Annotated in this window: 1 protein-coding gene; it reads left to right on the top strand. The window is 71.9% G+C overall.

The genetic code is table 11. The features are described from left to right. The first annotated feature begins 4 nt into the window (after positions 1 to 4). Positions 5 to 22063: a type I polyketide synthase gene (locus ACMTAK_RS32200; RefSeq protein WP_413809414.1), complete on the top strand. Its 22059-nt coding sequence runs from the start codon at positions 5 to 7 to the stop codon at positions 22061 to 22063. Positions 22064 to 22129: the final 66 nt, after the last annotated feature.

The following is a 22129-nucleotide window of genomic DNA, read 5'->3' on the forward strand; positions in this document are numbered from 1 at the left end:
CGTAATGGCGACGGCGAACGAAGAGAAGTACCTCGACTACCTCAAGCGGGCCACCACCGACCTGCGCGAGGCGCGGCGGCGGCTGCGCGAGGTCGAGGAGCGCGAGCAGGAGCCCATCGCCATCGTGGCGATGAGCTGCCGCTACCCCGGCGGGGTCAGCACTCCCGAGGAGCTGTGGCAGCTCGTCGCCCGCGGCGGTGACGCGGCCACGCCGTACCCCACCAACCGCGGCTGGGCCACCGACGTCCTCTTCGAGCCGGACCCGGACAGCGGCCAGGAGCCGTACGTCCACGAGGGCGGATTCCTGCACGACGCGGCCGAATTCGACCCCGCGTTCTTCGGCATCTCGCCGCGTGAGGCGCTGGCCATGGACCCGCAGCAGCGGCTGCTGCTGGAGACCTCCTGGGAGGCGTTCGAGCGCGCGGGCATCGACCCGACCACCCTTCAGGGCAGCCAGACCGGTGTGTTCGCGGGCGTGATGTACCACGACTACGCCTCCCGGCTCTTCTCCGCGCCCGAGGACGTCGAGGGCTTCCTCGGCAACGGCAGCTCCGGCTCCATCGCCTCCGGCCGCGTCGCCTACACCTTCGGCCTGGAGGGGCCGGCCGTCACCATTGACACGGCCTGCTCCTCCTCCCTGGTCGCCCTGCACTTCGCCGCGCAGGCGCTGCGCCGCCGGGAGTGCTCGCTGGCCCTGGCCGGCGGTGTCACCGTCATGTCCACCCCCGGCACCTTCACCGAGTTCAGCCGCCAGCGCGGACTCGCGGCGGACGGCCGCTGCAAGTCCTTCGCGGCCGCCGCCGACGGCACGGGCTGGGGCGAGGGCGCGGGCATGCTGCTGCTGGAGCGGCTCTCCGACGCCCGCGCCAACGGCCACCAGGTGCTCGCCGTGGTCCGCGGCAGCGCCATCAACCAGGACGGCGCCAGCAGCGGGCTGACCGCGCCCAACGGCCCCTCGCAGCAGCGCGTCATCCGCCAGGCCCTGGCCGCCGCGCGGCTCGCCCCCGGCCAGATCGACGTGGTCGAGGCCCACGGCACGGGCACCACACTCGGCGACCCCATCGAGGCCCAGGCCCTGCTCGCCACATACGGGCGCAACCACAGCGAGGACCAGCCGCTGTGGCTGGGGTCCATCAAGTCCAACATCGGGCACACCCAGGCCGCCGCCGGTGTCGCGGGCATCATCAAGATGGTCATGGCGATGCGCCACGGGGTGCTTCCGCGGACCCTGCACGTCGACCAGCCCACCCCCAACGTCGACTGGTCGGCGGGCGCCGTCTCGCTGCTGACGGAGGGCCGCGCCTGGCCCGACACCGGTCAGCCGCGCCGGGCCGCGGTGTCCTCGTTCGGCATCAGCGGCACCAACGCGCACACCATCCTGGAGCAGGCGCCGGAGCCGGAGGAGGAGGCAGAAGCCGCGAAGACGGCCGACGACGCCCCGGCTGCCGAGACCCGCGCCACCACCGCGCTGCCGCTGTGGACCGTGGCCGCCAAGAGCCGCCCCGCGCTGCGCGCCCAGGCCGCCAACCTGCGCGCCCACCTTGAGGCCCACCCCGAACTGCGCCTCACCGACGTCGGCTTCTCACTGGCCATCGGCCGAGCCGCCTTCGAGCACCGGGCGGCGATCGTCGCCGACGACCGCGAGGGCCTGATACGGGCCCTCGACGCGCTGTCCCGCGAAGAGCCCGCGACCGGGCTGGTCGAGGGCAAGATCGCGAGCGGCAAGGTGGCGTTCCTGTTCACGGGGCAGGGGAGTCAGCGGCTGGGGATGGGGCGTGAGTTGTACGACGCCTATCCGGTGTTCGCGGAGGCTTTGGACGCGGTCTGCGATGAGCTGGACGGGCACCTTGAGCGGCCGTTGAAGACGGTGCTGTTCGGGGATGACGCCGAGGTGCTGGATCGGACGGGGTTCACTCAGCCCGCGTTGTTCGCGGTTGAGGTGGCGTTGTTCCGGCTGGTGTCGGAGGCGTGGGGTCTGCGGCCCGATTTCCTTTCCGGGCATTCGATTGGTGAGTTGGCTGCCGCGCATGTGGCGGGTGTGTTGTCGCTGGCGGATGCTGCGCGGTTGGTGGCGGCGCGTGGGCGGTTGATGCAGGAGCTTGCCGAGGGTGGCGCGATGGTCGCGGTGCAGGCGTCGGAGGACGAGGTGGCGCCGCTGCTGGATGAGCGGGTGTCGATTGCCGCGCTCAACGGGCCGTCGTCGGTGGTGATCGCGGGTGATGAGGACGCGGCTGTCGCGATCGCGTCGGGTTTCGAGGCGCGGGGTCGTAAGACCAAGCGGCTCACTGTGAGCCATGCGTTCCACTCGCCGCGTATGGACGGGATGCTGGAGGCGTTCCGCGAGGTGGCCGAGGGGCTGACCTACGAGGCTCCGAAGATTCCGATCGTGTCGAATCTGACCGGTGGCGTGGTGTCCGCGGAGGAGATCACGACTCCCGACTTCTGGGTGCGCCACGTCCGCGAGGCCGTCCGCTTCCGCGACGGCGTACGGACGCTGGAGGAACGCAACGTCACGACGTTCGTGGAGCTGGGTCCGGACGGTGTGCTCACCGCCATGGCCCAGGACTGCCTGACCCGCGACGACACCACCCTTGTGTCCGCGCTGCGCTCCGGCCGCCCGGAGCTCCAGAGCCTGGCCACCGCCATCGCCGGGGCGCATGTGCACGGTGTCTCCCCGGACTGGGCCGCGGTGTTCGCCGGGACCGACACGGCCCGCACCGACCTTCCGCTCTACCCCTTCCAGCGCGAGACCTACTGGCTCGACACCGGCTACTGGGCGGGCGACATGGCGTCCGCCGGGCTCGGCGTGGCCGACCACCCGCTGCTGGGCGCCGCCGTGGCGCTCGCCGACTCCGACGGCTTCCTCTACACCGGCCGGCTCGCCCTGGACACCCATCCGTGGCTCGCCGATCACGCGGTGGCGGGCTCGGTGCTACTGCCCGGAACGGCCTTCGTGGAGCTCGCGATACGCGCCGGTGACCAGGTCGGTTGTGATCTGCTGGAGGAGCTGACACTGGAGGCGCCGCTGGTGCTTCCGGAGGCGGGCGGTGTCCAGCTCCAGCTCTCGGTGGGCGCGCCCGACGGTTCGGGGCGGCGCGCGCTGACGGTGTACTCGCGGTCCGAGGACGCGGCGGTCGACGAGCCGTGGATGCGGCATGCGTCGGGTGTGCTGGGCTCGGGCGCGCCCACGGCGTCGTTCGACCTGGCGGCGTGGCCTCCGGCGGGGGCGTCGGCGCTGCCGGTCGAGGGCCTGTACGAGGGCCTGGCCGACGCCGGACTGGCGTACGGCCCGGTATTCCGGGGGCTGAGGTCTGCCTGGCGGCTGGGCGATGAGGTCTACGCGGAGCTGGAACTGCCCGAAGGCGCGCGGTCCGATGCGGGGTTGTTTGGTCTGCATCCGGCGTTGCTGGACTCTGCGTTGCATGCGGTGGGGTTGGGCGGTCTGATCGAGGGTGAGGGCGCCCGGCTGCCGTTCTCGTGGGCTGGGGTGTCGTTGCACGCGGTGGGTGCTTCGGTGCTGCGGGTGCGGTTGTCGGCGGCCGGTTCCGACGCGGTGTCGCTTGCGGTGGCCGACGGTGCTGGGCGTGCGGTGTTGTCGGTGGATTCGTTGGTGCTGCGGCCGGTGTCTGTCGAGCAGATCCAGGGTGCGCGGGGTGGTCGTCAGGAGTCGTTGTACCGGCTCGATTGGGTGGAGGTGTCCGCGCAGGGTGGGGCTGGGTGCTGGGCGTTGGTGGGGTCCGATGCGCTGGGCTTGGCGTCGGCGGGGCAGCGGTTCGAGACCTACGCTGATCTGGACGCGTTGGCTGTGGCGGTCGAGTCGGGCGCCACGGCGCTGCCGGATGATGTGGTGGTCGTCCTGCCCGCGAGCTTTGCGGTCCCGTACGGTGCTGCGGCTTTTCAAGCTGGTGCGGCAAATCAAGCCCGTCCGGCGTTTGAGGACACGCCCGAAGGGCGTCCGGGGTCCTGGGGCTTGCGCCAGGTTGCGGGGAGGGGCGGGATTGGGGAATGTTCCTCACCTGTCGATGCGGCGCACCGCGCCACCGTCCAGGCGCTGAGCCTGCTGCAGCAGTGGCTGGCTGACGACCGTTTCGCCGACTCGCGTCTGGTTCTGTTGACTTCGGGTGCCGTGGCCGCCGGTGCGGATGAGCCCCTAGCCGATCTGGCCCATGCCGCTGTCTGGGGCCTGGTGCGTTCGGCGGAGTCGGAGAATCCCGGCCGGTTCGTCCTGGTCGACGTCGATGGCGGGGCTGATTCTTTGACGGCGGTGCCGGACGCGCTGGCGTCGGGCGAACCGCAGGTGGCCGTACGGGACGGGGTGCTGCGGGCGCCGCGCCTCGCGCGGGCCGCTGGTGCGGGCTCCGGGGACGCCACGCCGGAGTTCGACGCTGACGGCACGGTGCTGGTCACCGGTGCGAGTGGCACGCTGGGCGCGCTGTTCGCCCGCCACCTGGTGGTGGAGCGCGGCGTACGGCATCTGCTGCTGGTGAGCCGCCGTGGTGGCGAGGCTCCGGGTGCGGTTGAACTTGGCGCTGAACTGGCTGGGTTGGGCGCGAGCGTGGGCTGGGCGGCGTGTGATGTCGCTGATCGTGACGCGTTGGCCGGGGTGCTGGCGGGGATTCCGGCTGAGCATCCGCTGACGGGCGTGGTGCACACGGCTGGTGTGCTGGATGACGGCGTGATCGGTTCGCTGACGCCGGAGCGGCTGGAGCGGGTGCTGCGTCCGAAGGTGGACGCGGCCTGGAACCTCCACGAGCTGACCCGCGACCTCGACCTGTCGGCGTTCGTGCTCTTCTCCTCCGCCGCCGGTGTCTTCGGCGCCGCCGGACAGGGCAACTACGCCGCCGCCAACGCCTACGTGGACGCGCTGGCGCAGCACCGTACGGCGCTCGGCCTGCCCGGCACCTCGCTGGCCTGGGGCCTGTGGGCCGCCGAATCCGGCGGTATGGCCGGCGAACTGGACCAGGCCGATATGTCCCGGATGAGCCGGGGGGGTGTCGCCGCGCTCGCCATCGACGAGGGCAAGGAACTGTTCGACGCGGCCGGACGGGCGGGCGAGGCGCTGCTCGTCCCGGTGCGTCTCGACCTGGCGGCGGCACGGGCCGAGGCGGCGTCCACCGGTGTGGTGGCGCCGCTGATGTCCGGGCTGGTGCGGGTCCCGGCGCGGCGTACGGCGGAGGGCTCCGCCGGAACGGGCGCCCTGGCGCAGCGGCTGGCCCGCCTGAGCGCGGCCGAGCAGCTGGAGACGCTGCTGGAGCTGGTCCGTACCCAGGTCGCGGCCGTCCTGGGCTATGCCACCGGCGACTCCGTGGACCCCGACCGCGCCTTCCGCGACTTGGGCTTCGACTCGCTGACCGCCGTCGAACTGCGCAACCGCATGAACGCGGTCACCGGGATGCGGCTCCCCGCCACTCTGGTCTTCGACTATCCGACCTCCCTCGTCCTGGCCGAACACCTCCGGGACGAACTGGCGGGCACCCGCGCCCAGTCGGGTCTGCCGGTGTCGACCGTGGGCGCGCTCGACGACGAGCCGATCGCCATCGTGGGCATGAGCTGCCGCTTCCCGGGCGGGGTGCGCACCCCCGAGGATCTGTGGCGGCTGCTGTCCTCCGGCCAGGACGCGATCTCCGGCTTCCCCGTGGACCGTGGCTGGGACCTGGACGCGCTCTACCACCCGGATCCGGAGCACCCCGGCACCTCGTACACCCGCGAGGGCGGTTTCCTCCACGACGCCGCCGACTTCGACCCCACCTTCTTCGGGATCTCGCCGCGCGAGGCCGTCGCCACCGATCCACAGCAGCGGCTGCTGCTGGAGACGTCGTGGGAGGCGTTCGAGCGCGCGGGCATTGACCCGGCCACGCTGCGCGGCAGCCGTACCGGTGTGTTCGCGGGCGTCATGTACCACGACTACGCCACGCTCGTGGAGCAGGCCCCGGACGGTGGCGGCGAGGGCGCGATCGGCTCCGGCAGCACGGGCTCCATCGCCTCCGGCCGCGTCGCCTACGCGCTCGGACTGGAGGGCCCGGCCGTCACCGTCGACACGGCGTGCTCGTCGTCGCTGGTGGCGCTGCACTGGGCGATGCAGGCGCTGCGCTCGGGCGAGTGCACGATGGCGCTGGCCGGTGGTGTCACGGTGATGGCGACCCCCGGCACGTTCGTCGGCTTCAGCCGCCAGGGCGGCCTGTCCGCCGACGGCCGCTGCAAGGCGTTCTCGGCGGACGCGGACGGCACGGGCTGGGCCGAGGGCGCGGGCATGTTGCTGGTCGAGCGGCTGTCGGACGCGCGCAGGAACGGCCACCCGGTGCTTGCGGTGGTGCGTGGCAGCGCCGTGAACCAGGACGGTGCGTCCAACGGTCTGACGGCGCCGAACGGCCCGTCCCAGCAGCGTGTCATCCGGCAGGCACTGGCCGCCGCGGGTCTGTCGGTCGGCGATGTGGACGCGGTCGAGGCGCACGGCACGGGAACGACGCTGGGTGACCCGATCGAGGCGCAGGCGCTGCTGGCCACGTACGGGCAGGAGCGGGACGCCGAGCGGCCGTTGCTGCTCGGCTCCATCAAGTCGAACATGGGCCACACCCAGGCCGCCGCCGGTGTCGCGGGCATCATGAAGATGGTCCTCGCCATGCGGCACGGGGTGCTGCCGAGGACCCTGCACGCGGACGAGCCGTCGCCGCATGTGGACTGGTCGGCGGGGGCCGTCTCGCTGCTGACCGAGCAGGTGGAGTGGCCGGAGAGCGGCCGTCCGCGCCGCGCGGGTGTGTCGTCGTTCGGCATCAGCGGTACGAATGTGCACACGATCATCGAGCAGGCGCCGGTGGTGGAGGCGGCGGCGGCTCCTGCGGCTCCCGCTGTCACACCCGCCGTGGTGCCGTGGGTGCTGTCCGGCCGCAGCGCGGCCGCCCTGCGGGCCCAGGCCGAGCGGCTGGTCGCCCATGCGGCGGACTGGTCCGAGCTGGGCGCGGTCGACCTGGGCTACTCGCTGGCGACCGGCCGATCGGCGTTCGACCACCGCGCGGTGGTGGTGGCCGAGGACCGGGACGGGCTGCTGACGGCTCTGGAGGCGCTGGCCGAGGGGCGTCGCGCCGCGGCGCTGGTTCAGGGTTCGGTGGCCGGTGGCAAGGTGGCGTTCCTGTTCACGGGGCAGGGGAGTCAGCGGCTGGGGATGGGTCGTGAGCTGTACGACGCGTTCCCGGTGTTCGCGGAGGCACTGGACGCGGTCTGCGGTGAGCTGGACGCGTATCTCGAACGGCCCCTGAAGACCGTGGTGTTCGGGGAGGACGCGGCGGTACTGGACCGGACCGGGTTCACCCAGCCCGCGCTGTTCGCCATCGAGGTGGCGCTGTTCCGGCTGGTGGAGGCGTGGGGGCTGCGGCCGGACTTCCTCTCCGGGCACTCGATCGGTGAGCTGGCGGCCGCGCATGTGGCGGGTGTGCTGTCGCTGGCGGATGCTGCGCGGTTGGTGGCGGCGCGTGGCCGTCTGATGCAGGCGCTTCCGGCGGGTGGCGCGATGATCGCGGTGCAGGCGTCCGAGGACGAGGTCACGCCGCTGCTGACCGAGCGCGTGTCGATTGCCGCGCTCAACGGTCCCACGTCTGTGGTCATCGCGGGTGATGAGGACGCCGCTCTGGAGATTGCCGCGTCGTTCGAGGCGCAGGGCCGTAAGACCAAGCGGCTCACGGTCAGCCACGCCTTCCACTCGCCGCGCATGGACGGCATGTTGGACGCGTTCCGCGAGGTCGCGCAGGGGCTGACCTACGAGGCCCCGCGCATCCCGATCGTCTCCAACCTGACGGGCGAGCTGGTCTCCGCCGAGGAGGTCACGTCCGCTGACTTCTGGGTCCGCCACGTCCGCGAGGCTGTTCGCTTCCTTGACGGCGTGCGGGCCCTGGAAGCCCAGGGCGTCTCCACGTTTGTCGAGCTGGGCCCGGACGGTGTGCTCACCGCGATGGCGCAGCAGTGTGTCACCGGTGAGGACGCCGCGTTCGTCTCGGCCCTGCGCAAGGGCAGGGCCGAGGCCGAGACGCTGACGAAGGCCCTCGCGCGCGCCCATGTGCGCGGTGTGGCGGTGGACTGGGCGGCCGTCTTCGCCGGAACGGGCGCGCACCGCGTGGACCTGCCGACGTACGCCTTCCAGTACGCGCGCTACTGGCCCGAGCTCCCGGCCACCGTGGGTGGTACGGCAGGGCTGGGCCTGGCCGTCGTGGACCATCCGCTGGTCGGGGCCGCCGTGCCGCTGGCCGGTGGTGAGGGGCTGCTGCTCACGGGCCGCCTGGGACTCGACACGCATCCGTGGCTGGCGGATCACGCCGTGATGGGCTCGGTGCTGCTGCCGGGTACGGCCTTTGTGGAGTTGGCGGTTCGCGCGGGTGACCAGGTGGGTTGTGACCAGGTTGAGGAGTTGACGCTGGAGGCGCCGCTGGTGCTTCCGGAGGTGGGTGGTGTTCAGCTTCAGCTGTCGGTGGGTGCGCCGGATGGCTTCGGCCGTCGTGGGTTCGAGGTGTACTCGCGGTTCGAGGACGCGGCTGCCGATGAGGCGTGGCTGCGTCATGCCTCGGGTGTGCTCGTGGAGGGCGCGCCGGCGGCCTCGTTCGACCTGGGCGTATGGCCTCCGGCGGGTGCGACACCGGTTGCGCTGGACGGTCTGTATGAGGGCATGGCGGGTCTGGGGCTCGCCTATGGCCCGGTGTTCCGGGGGCTGAGGTCCGCTTGGCGGCTCGATGGTGAGGTCTACGCGGAGCTGGAGCTGCCGGAGGACGCGCGGTCCGAGGCGGGTGCGTTTGGTCTGCATCCGGCGTTGCTGGACTCGGCGTTGCATGCGGTGGGGTTGGGCGGTCTGATCGAGGGCGGGGCCGGGGCGCGGCTGCCGTTCTCGTGGGCTGGGGTGTCGTTGCATGCGGTGGGTGCTTCGGTGCTGCGGGTGCGGTTGTCGGTGGTGGGTGCGGATGCGGTGTCGCTCGCGGTGGCGGATGGTGCTGGGCGTGCGGTGTTGTCGGTGGATTCGTTGGTGCTGCGGCCGGTGTCTGTCGAGCAGATCCAGGGTGCGCGGGGTGGTCGTCAGGAGTCGTTGTACCGGCTCGATTGGGCGGAGGTGTCCGCGCAGGGTGGGGCTGGGCGCTGGGCGTTGGTGGGGTCCGATGCGCTGGGCTTGGCGTCGGCGGGGCAGCGGTTCGACGCCTACGCTGATCTGGACGCGTTGGCTGTGGCGGTCGAGTCCGGCGCCACCGTGTTGCCGGATGATGTGGTGGTCGCCCTGCCCGCGAGCTTTGCGGTCCCGTACGGTGCTGCGGCTTTTCAAGCTGGTGCGGCATATCAAGCCCGTCCGGCGTTTGAGGACACGCCCGAAGGGCGTCCGGGGTCCTGGGGCTTGCCCCAGGTTGCGGGAAGGGGCGGGATTGGGGAATGTTCCTCACCTGTCGATGCGGCGCACCGTGCCACTGCCCAGGCGCTGAGCCTGCTGCAGCAGTGGCTGGCTGACGACCGTTTCGCCGACTCGCGTCTGGTTCTGTTGACTTCGGGTGCCGTAGCCGCCGGTGCGGATGAGCCCCTAGCCGATCTGGCCCATGCCGCGGTCTGGGGCCTGGTGCGCTCGGCCGAGTCGGAGAACCCCGGCCGGTTCGTCCTGGTCGACGTCGATGGCGCGGCCGATTCTTTGACGGCGGTGCCGGACGCGCTGGCGTCGGGCGAACCGCAGGTGGCCGTACGGGACGGGGTGCTGCGGGCGCCGCGCCTGGCGCGGGCCGCTGGTGCGGGCTCCGGGGACGCCACGCCGGAGTTCGGCGCTGACGGCACGGTGCTGGTCACCGGTGCCAGTGGCACGTTGGGTGGTCTGCTGGCGCGGCATCTGGTGGTGGAGCGCGGCGTACGGCATCTGCTGCTGGTGAGCCGCCGTGGTGGCGAGGCTCCGGGTGCGGTTGAACTTGGCGCTGAACTGGCTGGGTTGGGCGCGAGCGTGGGCTGGGCGGCGTGTGATGTCGCTGATCGTGACGCGTTGGCCGGGGTGCTGGCGGGGATTCCGGCTGAGCATCCGCTGACGGGCGTGGTGCACACGGCTGGTGTGCTGGATGACGGCGTGATCGGTTCGCTGACGCCGGAGCGGCTGGAGCGGGTGCTGCGTCCGAAGGTGGACGCGGCCTGGAACCTCCACGAGCTGACCCGCGACCTCGACCTGTCGGCGTTCGTGCTCTTCTCCTCGGCCGGTGGTGTGTTCGGCAATGCGGGGCAGGGCAACTATGCCGCCGCCAACGCCTTCCTGGACGCCCTCGCCCAGCACCGTGCGGCGCGCGGTCTGCCAGGTATTTCGCTGGCCTGGGGCTTGTGGGCCGACTCCAGCGCGATGACGGGTGAGCTGGACGACGCGGATGTGTCCCGGATGAGCCGGGGCGGGGTTCTCGCGCTCTCCGCGATGGAGGGTCTGGAGCTGTTCGACATCGCTGGCCGCCTCGGCGAGGCGGTGCTGGTGCCGATGTCGCTGGACATGGCCGCGCTCCGGGTGCAGGCGGGCAGCGGTGCGCTGGTGCCGCTGTTCCGGGGGCTGGTGCGGGTTCCGGCGCGGCGTGCGGCGGAGGGTGCGGTGGCGTCGGGTGCGCTGGCGCGGCGGCTGGCCGGGCTGGACGAGGCCGAGCAACTCGACGCCCTGCTGGACCTGGTCCGTACGAACGTCGCGACGGTGCTCGGATACGCCGGTCCGGAGACGGTCGAGCCCGACCGCTCCTTCCGTGAGCTGGGCTTTGACTCGCTGACGGCGGTGGAGTTGCGGAATGCGTTGGGTGCGGTGAGTGAGCTGCGGCTGCCCGCGACGCTGGTCTTCGACTATCCGACGCCTGCGGTGTTGGCGGAGTTCCTGCGTACTGAGGTGGTGGGGGCGGCGGCTGCGGTGGCGGGGCCGGTGGTGGTGTCGGCGGTGGATGATGAGCCGATTGCGATCGTGGGTCTGGGTTGCCGTTATCCGGGTGGGGTGGAGACTCCGGAGGATCTGTGGCGGCTGGTCATGGAGGGCCGGGACGCGATCTCCGAGTTCCCCACCGACCGTGGCTGGGACCTCTCGGCGCTCTACCACGAGGACCCGGACCACAGCGGAACGAGCTACGCCCGCGAGGGCGGCTTCGTGGAGGACGCCGGCCACTTCGACCCGGGCTTCTTCGGGATTTCGCCGCGTGAGGCGCTGGCGATGGATCCGCAGCAGCGGTTGCTGCTGGAGACGTCGTGGGAGGCGATCGAGCGCGCGGGCATCGACCCGGGTGTGCTGCGCGGCAGCCGTACCGGTGTCTTCGCGGGCGTCATGTACCACGACTACGCCTCGCTGCTGGAGCGGGTGCCCGAGGGCGTCGAAGGCTTCCTCGGTACGGGTAATGCGGCGAGTGTGATTTCGGGTCGGTTGGCGTACACGTTTGGTCTTGAGGGGCCGACGATCACGGTGGATACGGCGTGTTCGTCGTCGTTGGTGGCGTTGCATCTGGCGGTGCAGGCGTTGCGGAATGGTGAGTGTTCGCTGGCGTTGGCCGGTGGTGTGACGGTGATGGCGACTCCGGCGCCGTTTGTGGAGTTCAGTCGTCAGCGTGGGTTGGCTGCTGATGGGCGGTGTAAGGCGTTCTCGGCGGACGCGGATGGTACGGGGTGGTCCGAGGGTGCGGGGATGCTGCTGGTGGAGCGGCTGTCGGATGCGCGGAAGAACGGTCATCCGGTGCTGGCGGTGGTTCGTGGTTCAGCGATCAATCAGGATGGTGCGTCGAATGGTTTGACGGCGCCGAATGGTCCGTCGCAGCAGCGGGTGATTCGTCAGGCGTTGGCGAATGCGGGTCTGTCGGCGTCCGAGGTGGACGCGGTGGAGGCGCATGGGACCGGTACCAGCCTTGGCGATCCGATTGAGGCGCAGGCGCTTATGGCGACGTATGGCCAGGAGCGGGAGTCGGGGCGGCCGTTGTTGCTGGGTTCGATCAAGTCGAACGTGGGGCATACGCAGGCCGCTGCCGGTGTGGCGGGCATTATCAAGGTCGTGATGTCGATGCGGCATGGTGTGTTGCCGCGTACGTTGCACGCGGAGCAGCCGTCGCCGCATATTGACTGGTCTGCGGGTGCGGTGTCGTTGTTGCAGGAGTCGGTGGCGTGGCCGGAGTCGGGGCGTCCCCGGCGGGCTGCGATCTCGTCGTTCGGCTTCAGCGGGACCAACGCGCACACGATCATCGAGCAGGCCCCGGCCAGCGAGGACGAGGCCCCGCGTGAGGTGGCGACGGAGCCAGGTGTGACGTCGTGGCCGCTGTCGGCGAAGACCGCCGACGCGCTGCGTGCGCAGGCCGGGCGGCTCCGTTCCTACCTGGACGAGCGGCCGGAGCTCGCACCGGCCGACCTCGGCTACTCGCTCGCGACCACGCGCGCCGCGCTGGACCACCGCGCGGTTCTGGTGGCCGATGGCCGCGAGGGCTTCCTGCGCGGTTTGGATGCCCTGGCACGCGGCGAGTCCGGCGCGGAGGTGATCGAGGGGTCGGCCGAGGGCGGCAAGGTGGCGTTCCTGTTCACGGGGCAGGGGAGCCAGCGGCTGGGGATGGGGCGTGAGCTCTACGACGCCTATCCGGTGTTCGCGGAGGCGTTCGACGCGGTCTGCGATGAGCTGGACGCGTATCTCGAACGGCCGCTGAAGACCGTGGTGTTCGGGGAGGACGCGGCGGTACTGGACCGGACGGGGTTCACCCAGCCCGCGTTGTTCGCCGTTGAGGTGGCGCTGTTCCGGCTGGTGGAGGCGTGGGGTCTGCGGCCGGACTTCCTCTCCGGGCATTCGATTGGTGAGCTGGCGGCCGCGCATGTGGCGGGTGTGTTGTCGCTGGCGGATGCTGCGAAGTTGGTTGCGGCGCGTGGGCGGTTGATGCAGGAGCTTCCGGCGGGTGGCGCGATGGTCGCGGTGCAGGCGTCGGAGGACGAGGTGGCGCCGCTGCTCAGCGAGCGTGTCTCGATTGCCGCGCTCAACGGGCCGTCGTCGGTGGTCATCGCGGGTGATGAGGACGCGGCTCTGGAGATCGCTTCCGGTTTCGAGGCGCGGGGCCGTAAGACCAAGCGGCTCACGGTCAGCCACGCGTTCCACTCCCCGCGCATGGACGGGATGCTGGAGGCGTTCCGTGAGGTGGCGCAGGGGCTGTCGTACGAGGCCCCGCGCATCCCGATCGTGTCCAACCTCACCGGCACCGTGGTCTCCGCCGAGGAGATCACGACCCCCGAGTTCTGGGTGCGCCACGTCCGCGAGGCCGTCCGTTTCCTCGATGGTGTACGGACGTTGGAAGCCCAGGGCGTCTCCACGTTTGTCGAGCTGGGCCCGGACGGTGTCCTCACCGCCATGGCCCAGGAGTGCGTCACCGACGCCGACGCGGCCGGATTCGGCGCCGCGTTGCGGGCCGGTCGGCCCGAGGCGCGGGCGGTCCACGCCGCCGTGGGGCGGGCGTACGTGCGTGGCGCGGCCGTGGACTGGGCGGCCGTCTTCGCCGGTACGGGCGCGGCTCGGGTCGAGCTGACCGATCTGCCGACCTACGCCTTCCAGCGCCGCCGGTACTGGCCCCAGGCGTCGGCCTACGGCGTCGGTGGCACGGCGGGGCTCGGGCTGGCCGTCGTGGACCATCCGCTGGTCGGGGCCGCCGTGCCGCTGGCCGGTGGTGAGGGGCTGCTGCTCACGGGCCGCCTGGGACTCGACACGCATCCGTGGCTGGCGGATCACGCCGTGATGGGCTCGGTGCTGCTGCCGGGTACGGCCTTTGTGGAGCTGGCGGTTCGCGCGGGTGACCAGGTGGGTTGTGACCAGGTTGAGGAGCTGACGCTGGAGGCGCCGCTGGTGCTTCCGGAGGTGGGTGGTGTTCAGCTTCAGCTGTCGGTGGGTGCGCCGGATGGCTTCGGCCGTCGTGGGTTCGAGGTGTACTCGCGGTTCGAGGACGCGGCTGCCGATGAGGCGTGGCTGCGTCATGCGTCGGGTGCGCTCGTGGAGGGCGCGCCGGCGGCCTCGTTCGACCTGGGCGTATGGCCTCCGGCGGGTGCGACACCGGTTGCGCTGGACGGTCTGTATGAGGGCATGGCGGGTCTGGGGCTCGCCTACGGTCCGGTGTTCCAGGGGCTGAGGTCCGCTTGGCGGCTCGATGGTGAGGTCTACGCGGAGCTGGAGCTGCCGGAGGACGCGCGGTCCGAGGCGGGTGCGTTTGGTCTGCATCCGGCGTTGCTGGACTCGGCGTTGCATGCGGTGGGGTTGGGCGGTCTGATCGAGGGCGGGGCCGGGGCGCGGTTGCCGTTCTCGTGGGCTGGGGTGTCGTTGCACGCGGTGGGTGCTTCGGTGCTGCGGGTGCGGTTGTCGGCGGCCGGTTCCGACGCGGTGTCGCTCGCGGTGGCCGACGGTGCCGGGCGTGCGGTGTTGTCGGTGGATTCGCTGGTGCTGCGGCCGGTGTCGGCCGAGCAGATCCAGGGTGCGCGGGGTGGTCGTCAGGAGTCGTTGTACCGGCTCGATTGGGCGGAGGTGTCCGCGCAGGGTGCGGCCGGACGCTGGGCGTTGGTGGGGTCCGATGCGCTGGGCTTGGCGTCGGCGGGGCAGCGGTTCGAGACCTACGCTGATCTGGACGCGCTGGCTGTGGCGGTCGAGTCCGGCGCCGCGCTGCCGGATGATGTGGTGGTCGCCCTGCCCTCCGACCTCCCGGCGGCGCACGTTGTTGCGGCTTCTCAAGCCCGTCCGGCGTTTGAGGACACGTCCGAAGGGCGTCCGGGGTCCTGGGGCTTGCCCCAGGTTGCGGGGAGGGGCGGGATTGGGGAATGCTCCTCACCCGTCGATGCGGCGCACCGCGCCACCGCCCAGGCGCTGAGCCTGCTGCAACGGTGGCTGGCTGACGACCGTTTCGCCGACTCGCGTCTGGTTCTGTTGACTTCGGGTGCCGTGGCCGCCGGTGCGGATGAGCCCCTAGCCGATCTGGCCCATGCCGCCGTCTGGGGCCTGGTGCGCTCGGCCGAGTCGGAGAACCCCGGCCGGTTCGTCCTGGTCGACGTCGATGGCGCGGCCGATTCTTTGACGGCGGTGCCGGACGCGCTGGCGTCGGGCGAACCGCAGGTGGCCGTACGGGACGGGGCGCTGCGGGCGCCGCGCCTCGCGCGGGCCGCCGTGGACCCCGAGCAGCCGCTCGACGTCGATGTCGACGCCGAGGGGACGGTGCTGGTCACGGGTGCCAGTGGCACGCTGGGTGGTCTGCTGGCGCGGCATCTGGTGGTGGAGCGCGGCGTACGGCATCTGCTGCTGGTCAGCCGTCGTGGCGACCAGGCACCGGGTGCGGTCGAGCTCACCTCCGAACTGGCCGAGCTGGGCGCCGAAGCGCGCTGGGCGACCTGTGATGTGGCGGACCGGGCCGCGCTCGCCGCGACCCTCGCCGCCATCCCCGCCGAACATCCGCTGACGGCGGTCGTGCACACGGCCGGTGTGCTGGATGACGGTGTGATTGGTTCGCTCACCCCCGAGCGCATGGCCGGGGTGCTGCGTCCGAAGGTGGACGCGGCCTGGAACCTCCATGAGCTGACCCGCGACCTCGACCTGTCGGCGTTCGTGCTGTTTTCCTCGGCCGCCGGTGTGTTCGGCAATGCCGGGCAGGGCAACTACGCCGCCGCCAATGCCTACCTGGACGCCCTCGCCCAGCACCGTCGGGCCCATGGCCTGGCCGGTACCTCGCTGGCCTGGGGGCTGTGGGCCGACTCCAGCGGGATGACCGGGGAGTTGGACGAGGCCGATGTCTCCCGGATGAGCCGGGGTGGCGTCGTGGCGCTCTCGGCCACCGAGGGACTGGAGCTGTTCGACGCCGCGTACCGCACCGACGAGGCGCTGCTCGTGCCCGTACGGCTCGACCTGGCCGTGATGCGCGCCGAGGCGGCGTCGACCGGTGTGGTGGCGCCGCTGCTGCGGGGGCTGGTGCCGGTTCCGGCGCGGCGTGCGGTGGAGGGTGCGGTGGCGTCGGGTGCGCTGGCGCGGCGGCTGGCCGGGCTGAGCGAGGCCGAGCAGCTCGACGCGCTGCTGGACCTGGTCCGTACGCAGGTCGCGGCCGTACTCGGCCATGACTCGCTGGACACCGTCGAACCGCATCGCTCCTTCCGTGAGCTGGGCTTTGACTCGCTGACGGCGGTGGAGTTGCGGAATGCGCTCGGTGCGGTGAGTGAGCTGCGGCTGCCCGCGACGCTGGTCTTCGACTATCCGACGCCTGCGGTGTTGGCGGAGTTCCTGCGTACTGAGGTGGTCGGGGCTGCGGCTGCGGTGGCGGGGCCGGTGGTGGTGTCGGCGGTGGATGATGAGCCGATTGCGATCGTGGGTCTGGGTTGCCGTTATCCGGGTGGGGTGGAGACTCCGGAGGATCTGTGGCGGCTGGTCATGGAGGGCCGGGACGCGATCTCCGAGTTCCCCACCGACCGTGGCTGGGATCTGGACGGGCTCTACCACCCGGACCCGGACCACCCGGGCACCTCGTACTCCCGCGAGGGCGGCTTCGTCGACCGGGCGGGCCACTTCGACCCGGGCTTCTTCGGGATTTCGCCGCGTGAGGCGCTGGCGATGGATCCGCAGCAGCGGTTGCTGCTGGAGACGTCGTGGGAGGCGTTCGAGCGGGCCGGGATCGACCCGGGTGTGCTGCGTGGCAGCCGTACCGGTGTCTTCGCCGGTGTGATGTACCACGACTACGCCTCCTCGCTGCCGGCGCTTCCGGAAGGCGTGGAGGGGTTCGTCGGTACGGGTAATGCGGCGAGTGTGATTTCGGGTCGGTTGGCGTACACGTTTGGTCTTGAGGGGCCGACGATCACGGTGGATACGGCGTGTTCGTCGTCGTTGGTGGCGTTGCATCTGGCGGTGCAGGCGTTGCGGAATGGTGAGTGTTCGCTGGCGTTGGCCGGTGGTGTGACGGTGATGGCGACTCCGGCGCCGTTTGTGGAGTTCAGTCGTCAGCGTGGGTTGGCCGCTGATGGGCGGTGTAAGGCGTTCTCGGCGGACGCGGATGGTACGGGGTGGTCCGAGGGTGCGGGGATGCTGCTGGTGGAGCGGCTGTCGGATGCGCGGAAGAACGGTCATCCGGTGCTCGCTGTGGTGCGTGGCAGCGCCATTAACCAGGATGGTGCGTCGAATGGTTTGACGGCGCCGAATGGTCCGTCGCAGCAGCGGGTGATCCGTCAGGCGTTGGCGAATGCGGGTCTGTCGGCGTCCGAGGTGGACGCGGTGGAGGCGCATGGGACCGGTACCAGCCTTGGCGATCCGATTGAGGCGCAGGCGCTTATGGCGACGTATGGCCAGGAGCGGGAGTCGGGGCGGCCGTTGTTGCTGGGTTCGATCAAGTCGAACGTGGGGCATACGCAGGCCGCTGCCGGTGTGGCGGGCATTATCAAGGTCGTCATGTCGATGCGGCATGGTGTGTTGCCGCGTACGTTGCACGCGGAGCAGCCGTCGCCGCATATTGACTGGTCTGCGGGTGCGGTGTCGTTGTTGCAGGAGTCGGTGGCGTGGCCGGAGTCGGGGCGTCCCCGGCGGGCGGCGGTCTCGTCGTTCGGCTTCAGCGGGACCAACGCGCACACGATCATCGAGCAGGCCCCCGAGGCCGAACCGGCGGAGGCTTCCCCGGCCCCGGTCGCCCAGCCGTCCGTTCTGCCGTGGCCGCTCTCCGGCAAGAACGCCGACGCGCTGCGCGCCCAGGCCGGGCGGCTGCTCGCCGACCTCGACCGGCGGCCCGATGTCTCGCTCACCGACCTCGGCTACTCGCTCGCGACCACGCGCGCCGCGCTGGACCACCGCGCGGTCGTGGTCGGCGCGGACCGCGCCGGGCTGGTCGCGGGCCTGGAGGCGCTGGCGGGCGGCGAGTCGGCGGCCGGTCTCACGCAGGGCTCGGTGGCCGAGGGCGGCAAGGTGGCGTTCCTGTTCACGGGGCAGGGGAGCCAGCGGCTGGGGATGGGGCGTGAGCTGTACGACGCCTACCCGGCCTTCGCGGAGGCGTTGGACGCGGTCTGCGATGAGCTGGACGTACATCTTGAGCGGCCGTTGAAGACGGTGCTGTTCGGGGATGACGCCGAGGCGCTGGATCGAACGGGGTTCACTCAGCCCGCGCTGTTCGCGGTCGAGGTGGCGCTGTTCCGGCTGGTGGCGGCCTGGGGTGTGAAGACGGACTTCCTCTCCGGGCACTCCATCGGTGAGCTGGCCGCCGCGCATGTGGCGGGTGTGCTGTCGTTGGCCGACGCGGCGAAGCTGGTGGCGGCCCGTGGCCGTCTGATGCAGGAGCTTCCGGTCGGTGGCGCGATGATCGCCGTCCAGGCGTCGGAGGACGAGGTCACGCCGCTGCTCACTGAACGCGTCTCGATTGCCGCGCTCAACGGGCCGACGTCCGTGGTCATCGCGGGTGATGAGGACGCGGCTCTGGAGATCGCTTCCGGTTTCGAGGCGCAGGGTCGTAAGACCAAGCGGCTCACGGTCAGTCACGCGTTCCACTCGCCGCGCATGGACGGCATGTTGGACGCCTTCCGCGAGGTGGCCGAGGGGCTGACCTACGAGGCCCCGCGCATCCCGATCGTCTCCAACCTCACCGGCACCGTGGTCTCCGCCGAGGAGATCACGACCCCCGAGTTCTGGGTGCGCCACGTCCGCGAGGCCGTCCGCTTCCTCGATGGCGTACGGACGTTGGAAGCCCAGGGCGTCACCACCTACCTCGAGCTCGGCCCCGACGGTGTCCTGACCGCCATGGCGCAGGAGTGCGTCACCGAGGCCAACACGGCCGCCTTCGCCGTTGCGTTGCGCAAGGACCGTCCCGAGGCCGAGGCACTGATGGCCGCCGTCGCGCGGGCCCACGTCCGTGGCGTGGCGGTGGACTGGAGGGCGCTCTTCGCGGGGACCGGTGCCCAGCGCACCGAGCTGCCCACGTACCCGTTCCAGCGCGAGCGCTACTGGCTGGAGGCTCCCGCCGGGACCATCGGCGATGTGGCCTCGGCCGGTCTCGGCGCGGCCGATCACCCCCTGCTGGGCGCGGCGGTGGATCTGCCCGACTCCGAGGGCGTCCTCTTCACGGGCCGGCTCTCGCTCCGTACCCACCCCTGGCTGGCCGACCACGCCGTCATGGACACCGTGCTGCTGCCCGGTACGGCCCTCGTCGAGCTGGCGGTTCGGGCCGGTGACCAGGTCGGCTGCGATCTGTTGGACGAGTTGACCCTCGAAGCGCCGCTGATCCTGCCGGAGCGCGGCGGGGTGCAGCTGCGGGTCGCCGTGGACGAGCCCGACGGCCCCGACGGGCGGCGCGCGCTGACCGTGTACTCGCGGCTGGAGGACGCCACCGACGAGCCGTGGATCCGGCACGCCTCCGGTGTGCTCACGGTCTCGGGCCCCTCCGGCGTCCCGACCGGCCCGGCGGAGTGGCCACCGGCCGGTGACACGGCCGCCACGGCCTCGGCCGTCACCGCCTCGGCCGCCACCGCCGACCTCGAACCGCTCGACGTGGAAGGGCTGTACGACGGCTTCGCCGCGCTCGGCCTCGCCTACGGCCCGGTGTTCCAGGGCCTGCGCAAGGCGTGGCGGCGCGGGGACGAGGTGTTCGCCGAGGTGGCGCTCGACGAGGACCGACAGGGCGAGGCCCGCGCGTACGGGCTGCACCCGGCGCTGCTGGACGCCGCGCTGCACACGGTGGCGCTCGGCGAGTTCTTCCCGGCCGAGGAGGCGGGCCTGGCGCGACTGCCGTTCTCGTGGGACGCCGTACGGCTGCACGCGGTCGGCGCGACCGCGCTGCGGGTGCGGGTCTCCCCGGCCGGGCACGGCGCGGTGACGCTGGAGATCAGCGATGAGGCCGGTGCCCCGGTGGTGTCGGTCGGCTCGCTGGCGCTGCGGCCGCTGGACGCCGAGCAGTTCGCGGGCGCCCGTACCGCACACCAGGAGGCGCTGTTCCGCGTCGACTGGGCCGCGCTGCCCACGCCCGCGGCGCCGCAGCGGCCGGAAAACACCGCGCTGTGGGCCGTCTTGGACGGCTTCGGCGGCGGCGATCTGAAGCTCACGGCCGCGCTGACGGACGCGGACACCGGTATCGAGGCCGAGACGTACGCGGGGCTCCCCGCGCTCGCCGAGGCGGTGGAGGCCGAGGGCATCGCGCCCGATGTGGTCCTGGTGCCGTGCCTGCCCGACCTGGGCACGCCCGGGGACATCGCGGGCGCCGCGCACACCGTCGTCCGGCGGACGCTGGCGCTGGTCCAGGAGTGGCTCGCGGATGAGCGGTTCGCCGACTCCCGGCTGGTCCTGCTCACCCGTGGCGCCGTGGCCGTGACCACGGGCGACGACGCGGGGGCCGAGGCGGCTGAGGGTTCCGAAGCGGCCGAGGGCGTGGATGACCTGACGCACGCCGCCGCCTGGGGCCTGGTGCGCTCGGCGCAGGCCGAGCACCCGGGCCGGTTCGTCCTGGTCGACGTCCAAGGAGACATCGACATCCATGGCGCCCTGGCCCGCGGCGTCCCCACGCACGGCGCCCTGGCCCAGGGCACCCCGGCCACCGGTGCCCTGGCCCACCGCGGCCCGGCCAACGGCACCCAGGCCACCGGCAACCCGACCCAGGGCGGCCCGGCCACCGATGACCCTGCCCACCACAACTCGGCCACCACCCCCCACGGCTGGCTCCCCGCCCTCGTGGCGGCGCTGCGGACCGACGAGCCGCAGCTCGCCGTGCGCGCCGGGGTCGTCCACGCGCCGCGGCTCGCGCGGGTGGCGGCCCTGGACGAGGGGGCCGTCCCCGGGCTGGACCCGGCGGGCACCGTGCTGGTCACCGGCGCGTCCGGCACCCTGGGCGGGGTGCTGGCCCGCCATCTGGTGACCGAGCGCGGCGCCCGGAGGCTGCTGCTGACCAGCCGCCGGGGCGCGGAAGCGGCGGGCGCCGCCGAACTCGCCGCCGAACTCACCGAGCTGGGCGCCGAAGCCCACTGGGCGGCGTGTGACGCGGCCGACCGCACCGCCCTGGCCGAGGTCATCGCGTCCGTCCCCGCCGACCGTCCCCTCACCGCCGTGATCCACGCGGCGGGCGTGCTCGACGACGGGATCATCGAGTCCCTCACCCCCGAGCGCGTGGACCACGTCCTGCGCCCGAAGGTGGACGCGGCGTGGAACCTGCACGAGCTCACCCGGGACCTCGACCTGTCCGCGTTCGTGCTGTTCTCCTCCGCCGCCGGTGTCTTCGGCAACCCGGGACAGGGCAACTACGCGGCGGCCAACACCTTCCTGGACGCCCTCGCCCAGCACCGCCGCGCCCAGGGCCTGCCCGCCGTCTCCCTGGCCTGGGGCCTGTGGGAGGACGAGGGCGGCATGGCCGCGACCCTCGTGACCGCCGACCGGCAGCGGATGAGCCGCGGCAGCATGGGCGCGCTGAGCAACGCCGAGGGCCTGGCCCTGTTCGATGTGTCGAGCCTGGCCGGACACCCGGTGCTGATCCCCGCCGCCCTGGACATCGCCACCCTGCGCGCCCAGTCCACGGCCGGGGTCGCCCCGCTGCTCCGCGGGCTGATCCGTACCCCCGTACGGAGGGCCGCGGCCGGTGGCGGCGGCGGGGCGGACGAGGCGGCGAGCCTCGCCGAGCGGCTCGCGGGCATGTCCGCGGCCGAACGGGACCGCTTCCTGCTCAACTTGGTCTGCGGCCAAGTGGCCACCGTTCTCGGCTACGGCGGCGCGGCGGCGATCGAACCCGGCGCGGCCTTCAAGGAGCTGGGCTTCGACTCGCTCACCGCCGTCGAACTCCGCAACCGGCTCGGCGCGGCCACCGGCCTCCGGCTGCCCGCCACGCTGATCTTCGACTATCCGACCCCCGACGCCCTGGCCGACCATCTGCGCGCGGAACTCCCGCACGGGGACGGCGGCGGTCCGTCGGTGTTCGGCGAACTCGACCGGCTGGAAGCCGCCCTGGCGGTGGCCGCGGACGACAGCGTCACCCGCTCCAGGATCACCATGCGCCTCCAGGCGCTCCTGGCGAAGTGGAACGACGCCCAGGACGCGACCGGCGACGGCGACACCGACGACCACGACCTCGAATCCGCGACCGACGATGAGCTCTTCGACCTGCTCGACGACGAACTCGGCTCCTCCTGAACGGGAGCGTTCTGAACCCATGGAACCCATGAGCACCACCTCCCTCTTCGCAAGGAGCCGACGCAA

Origin of the sequence: Streptomyces lacaronensis, assembly GCF_047337785.1 — a bacterium.
Classification (GTDB): Bacteria; Actinomycetota; Actinomycetes; order Streptomycetales; family Streptomycetaceae; genus Streptomyces; species Streptomyces lycopersici.

Bases quoted from the DNA above. Each gene is read 5' to 3' on its own strand.
- ACMTAK_RS32200 (WP_413809414.1), top strand. From the start codon at position 5: ATGGCGACGGCGAACGAAGAGAAGTACCTCGACTACCTCAAGCGGGCC.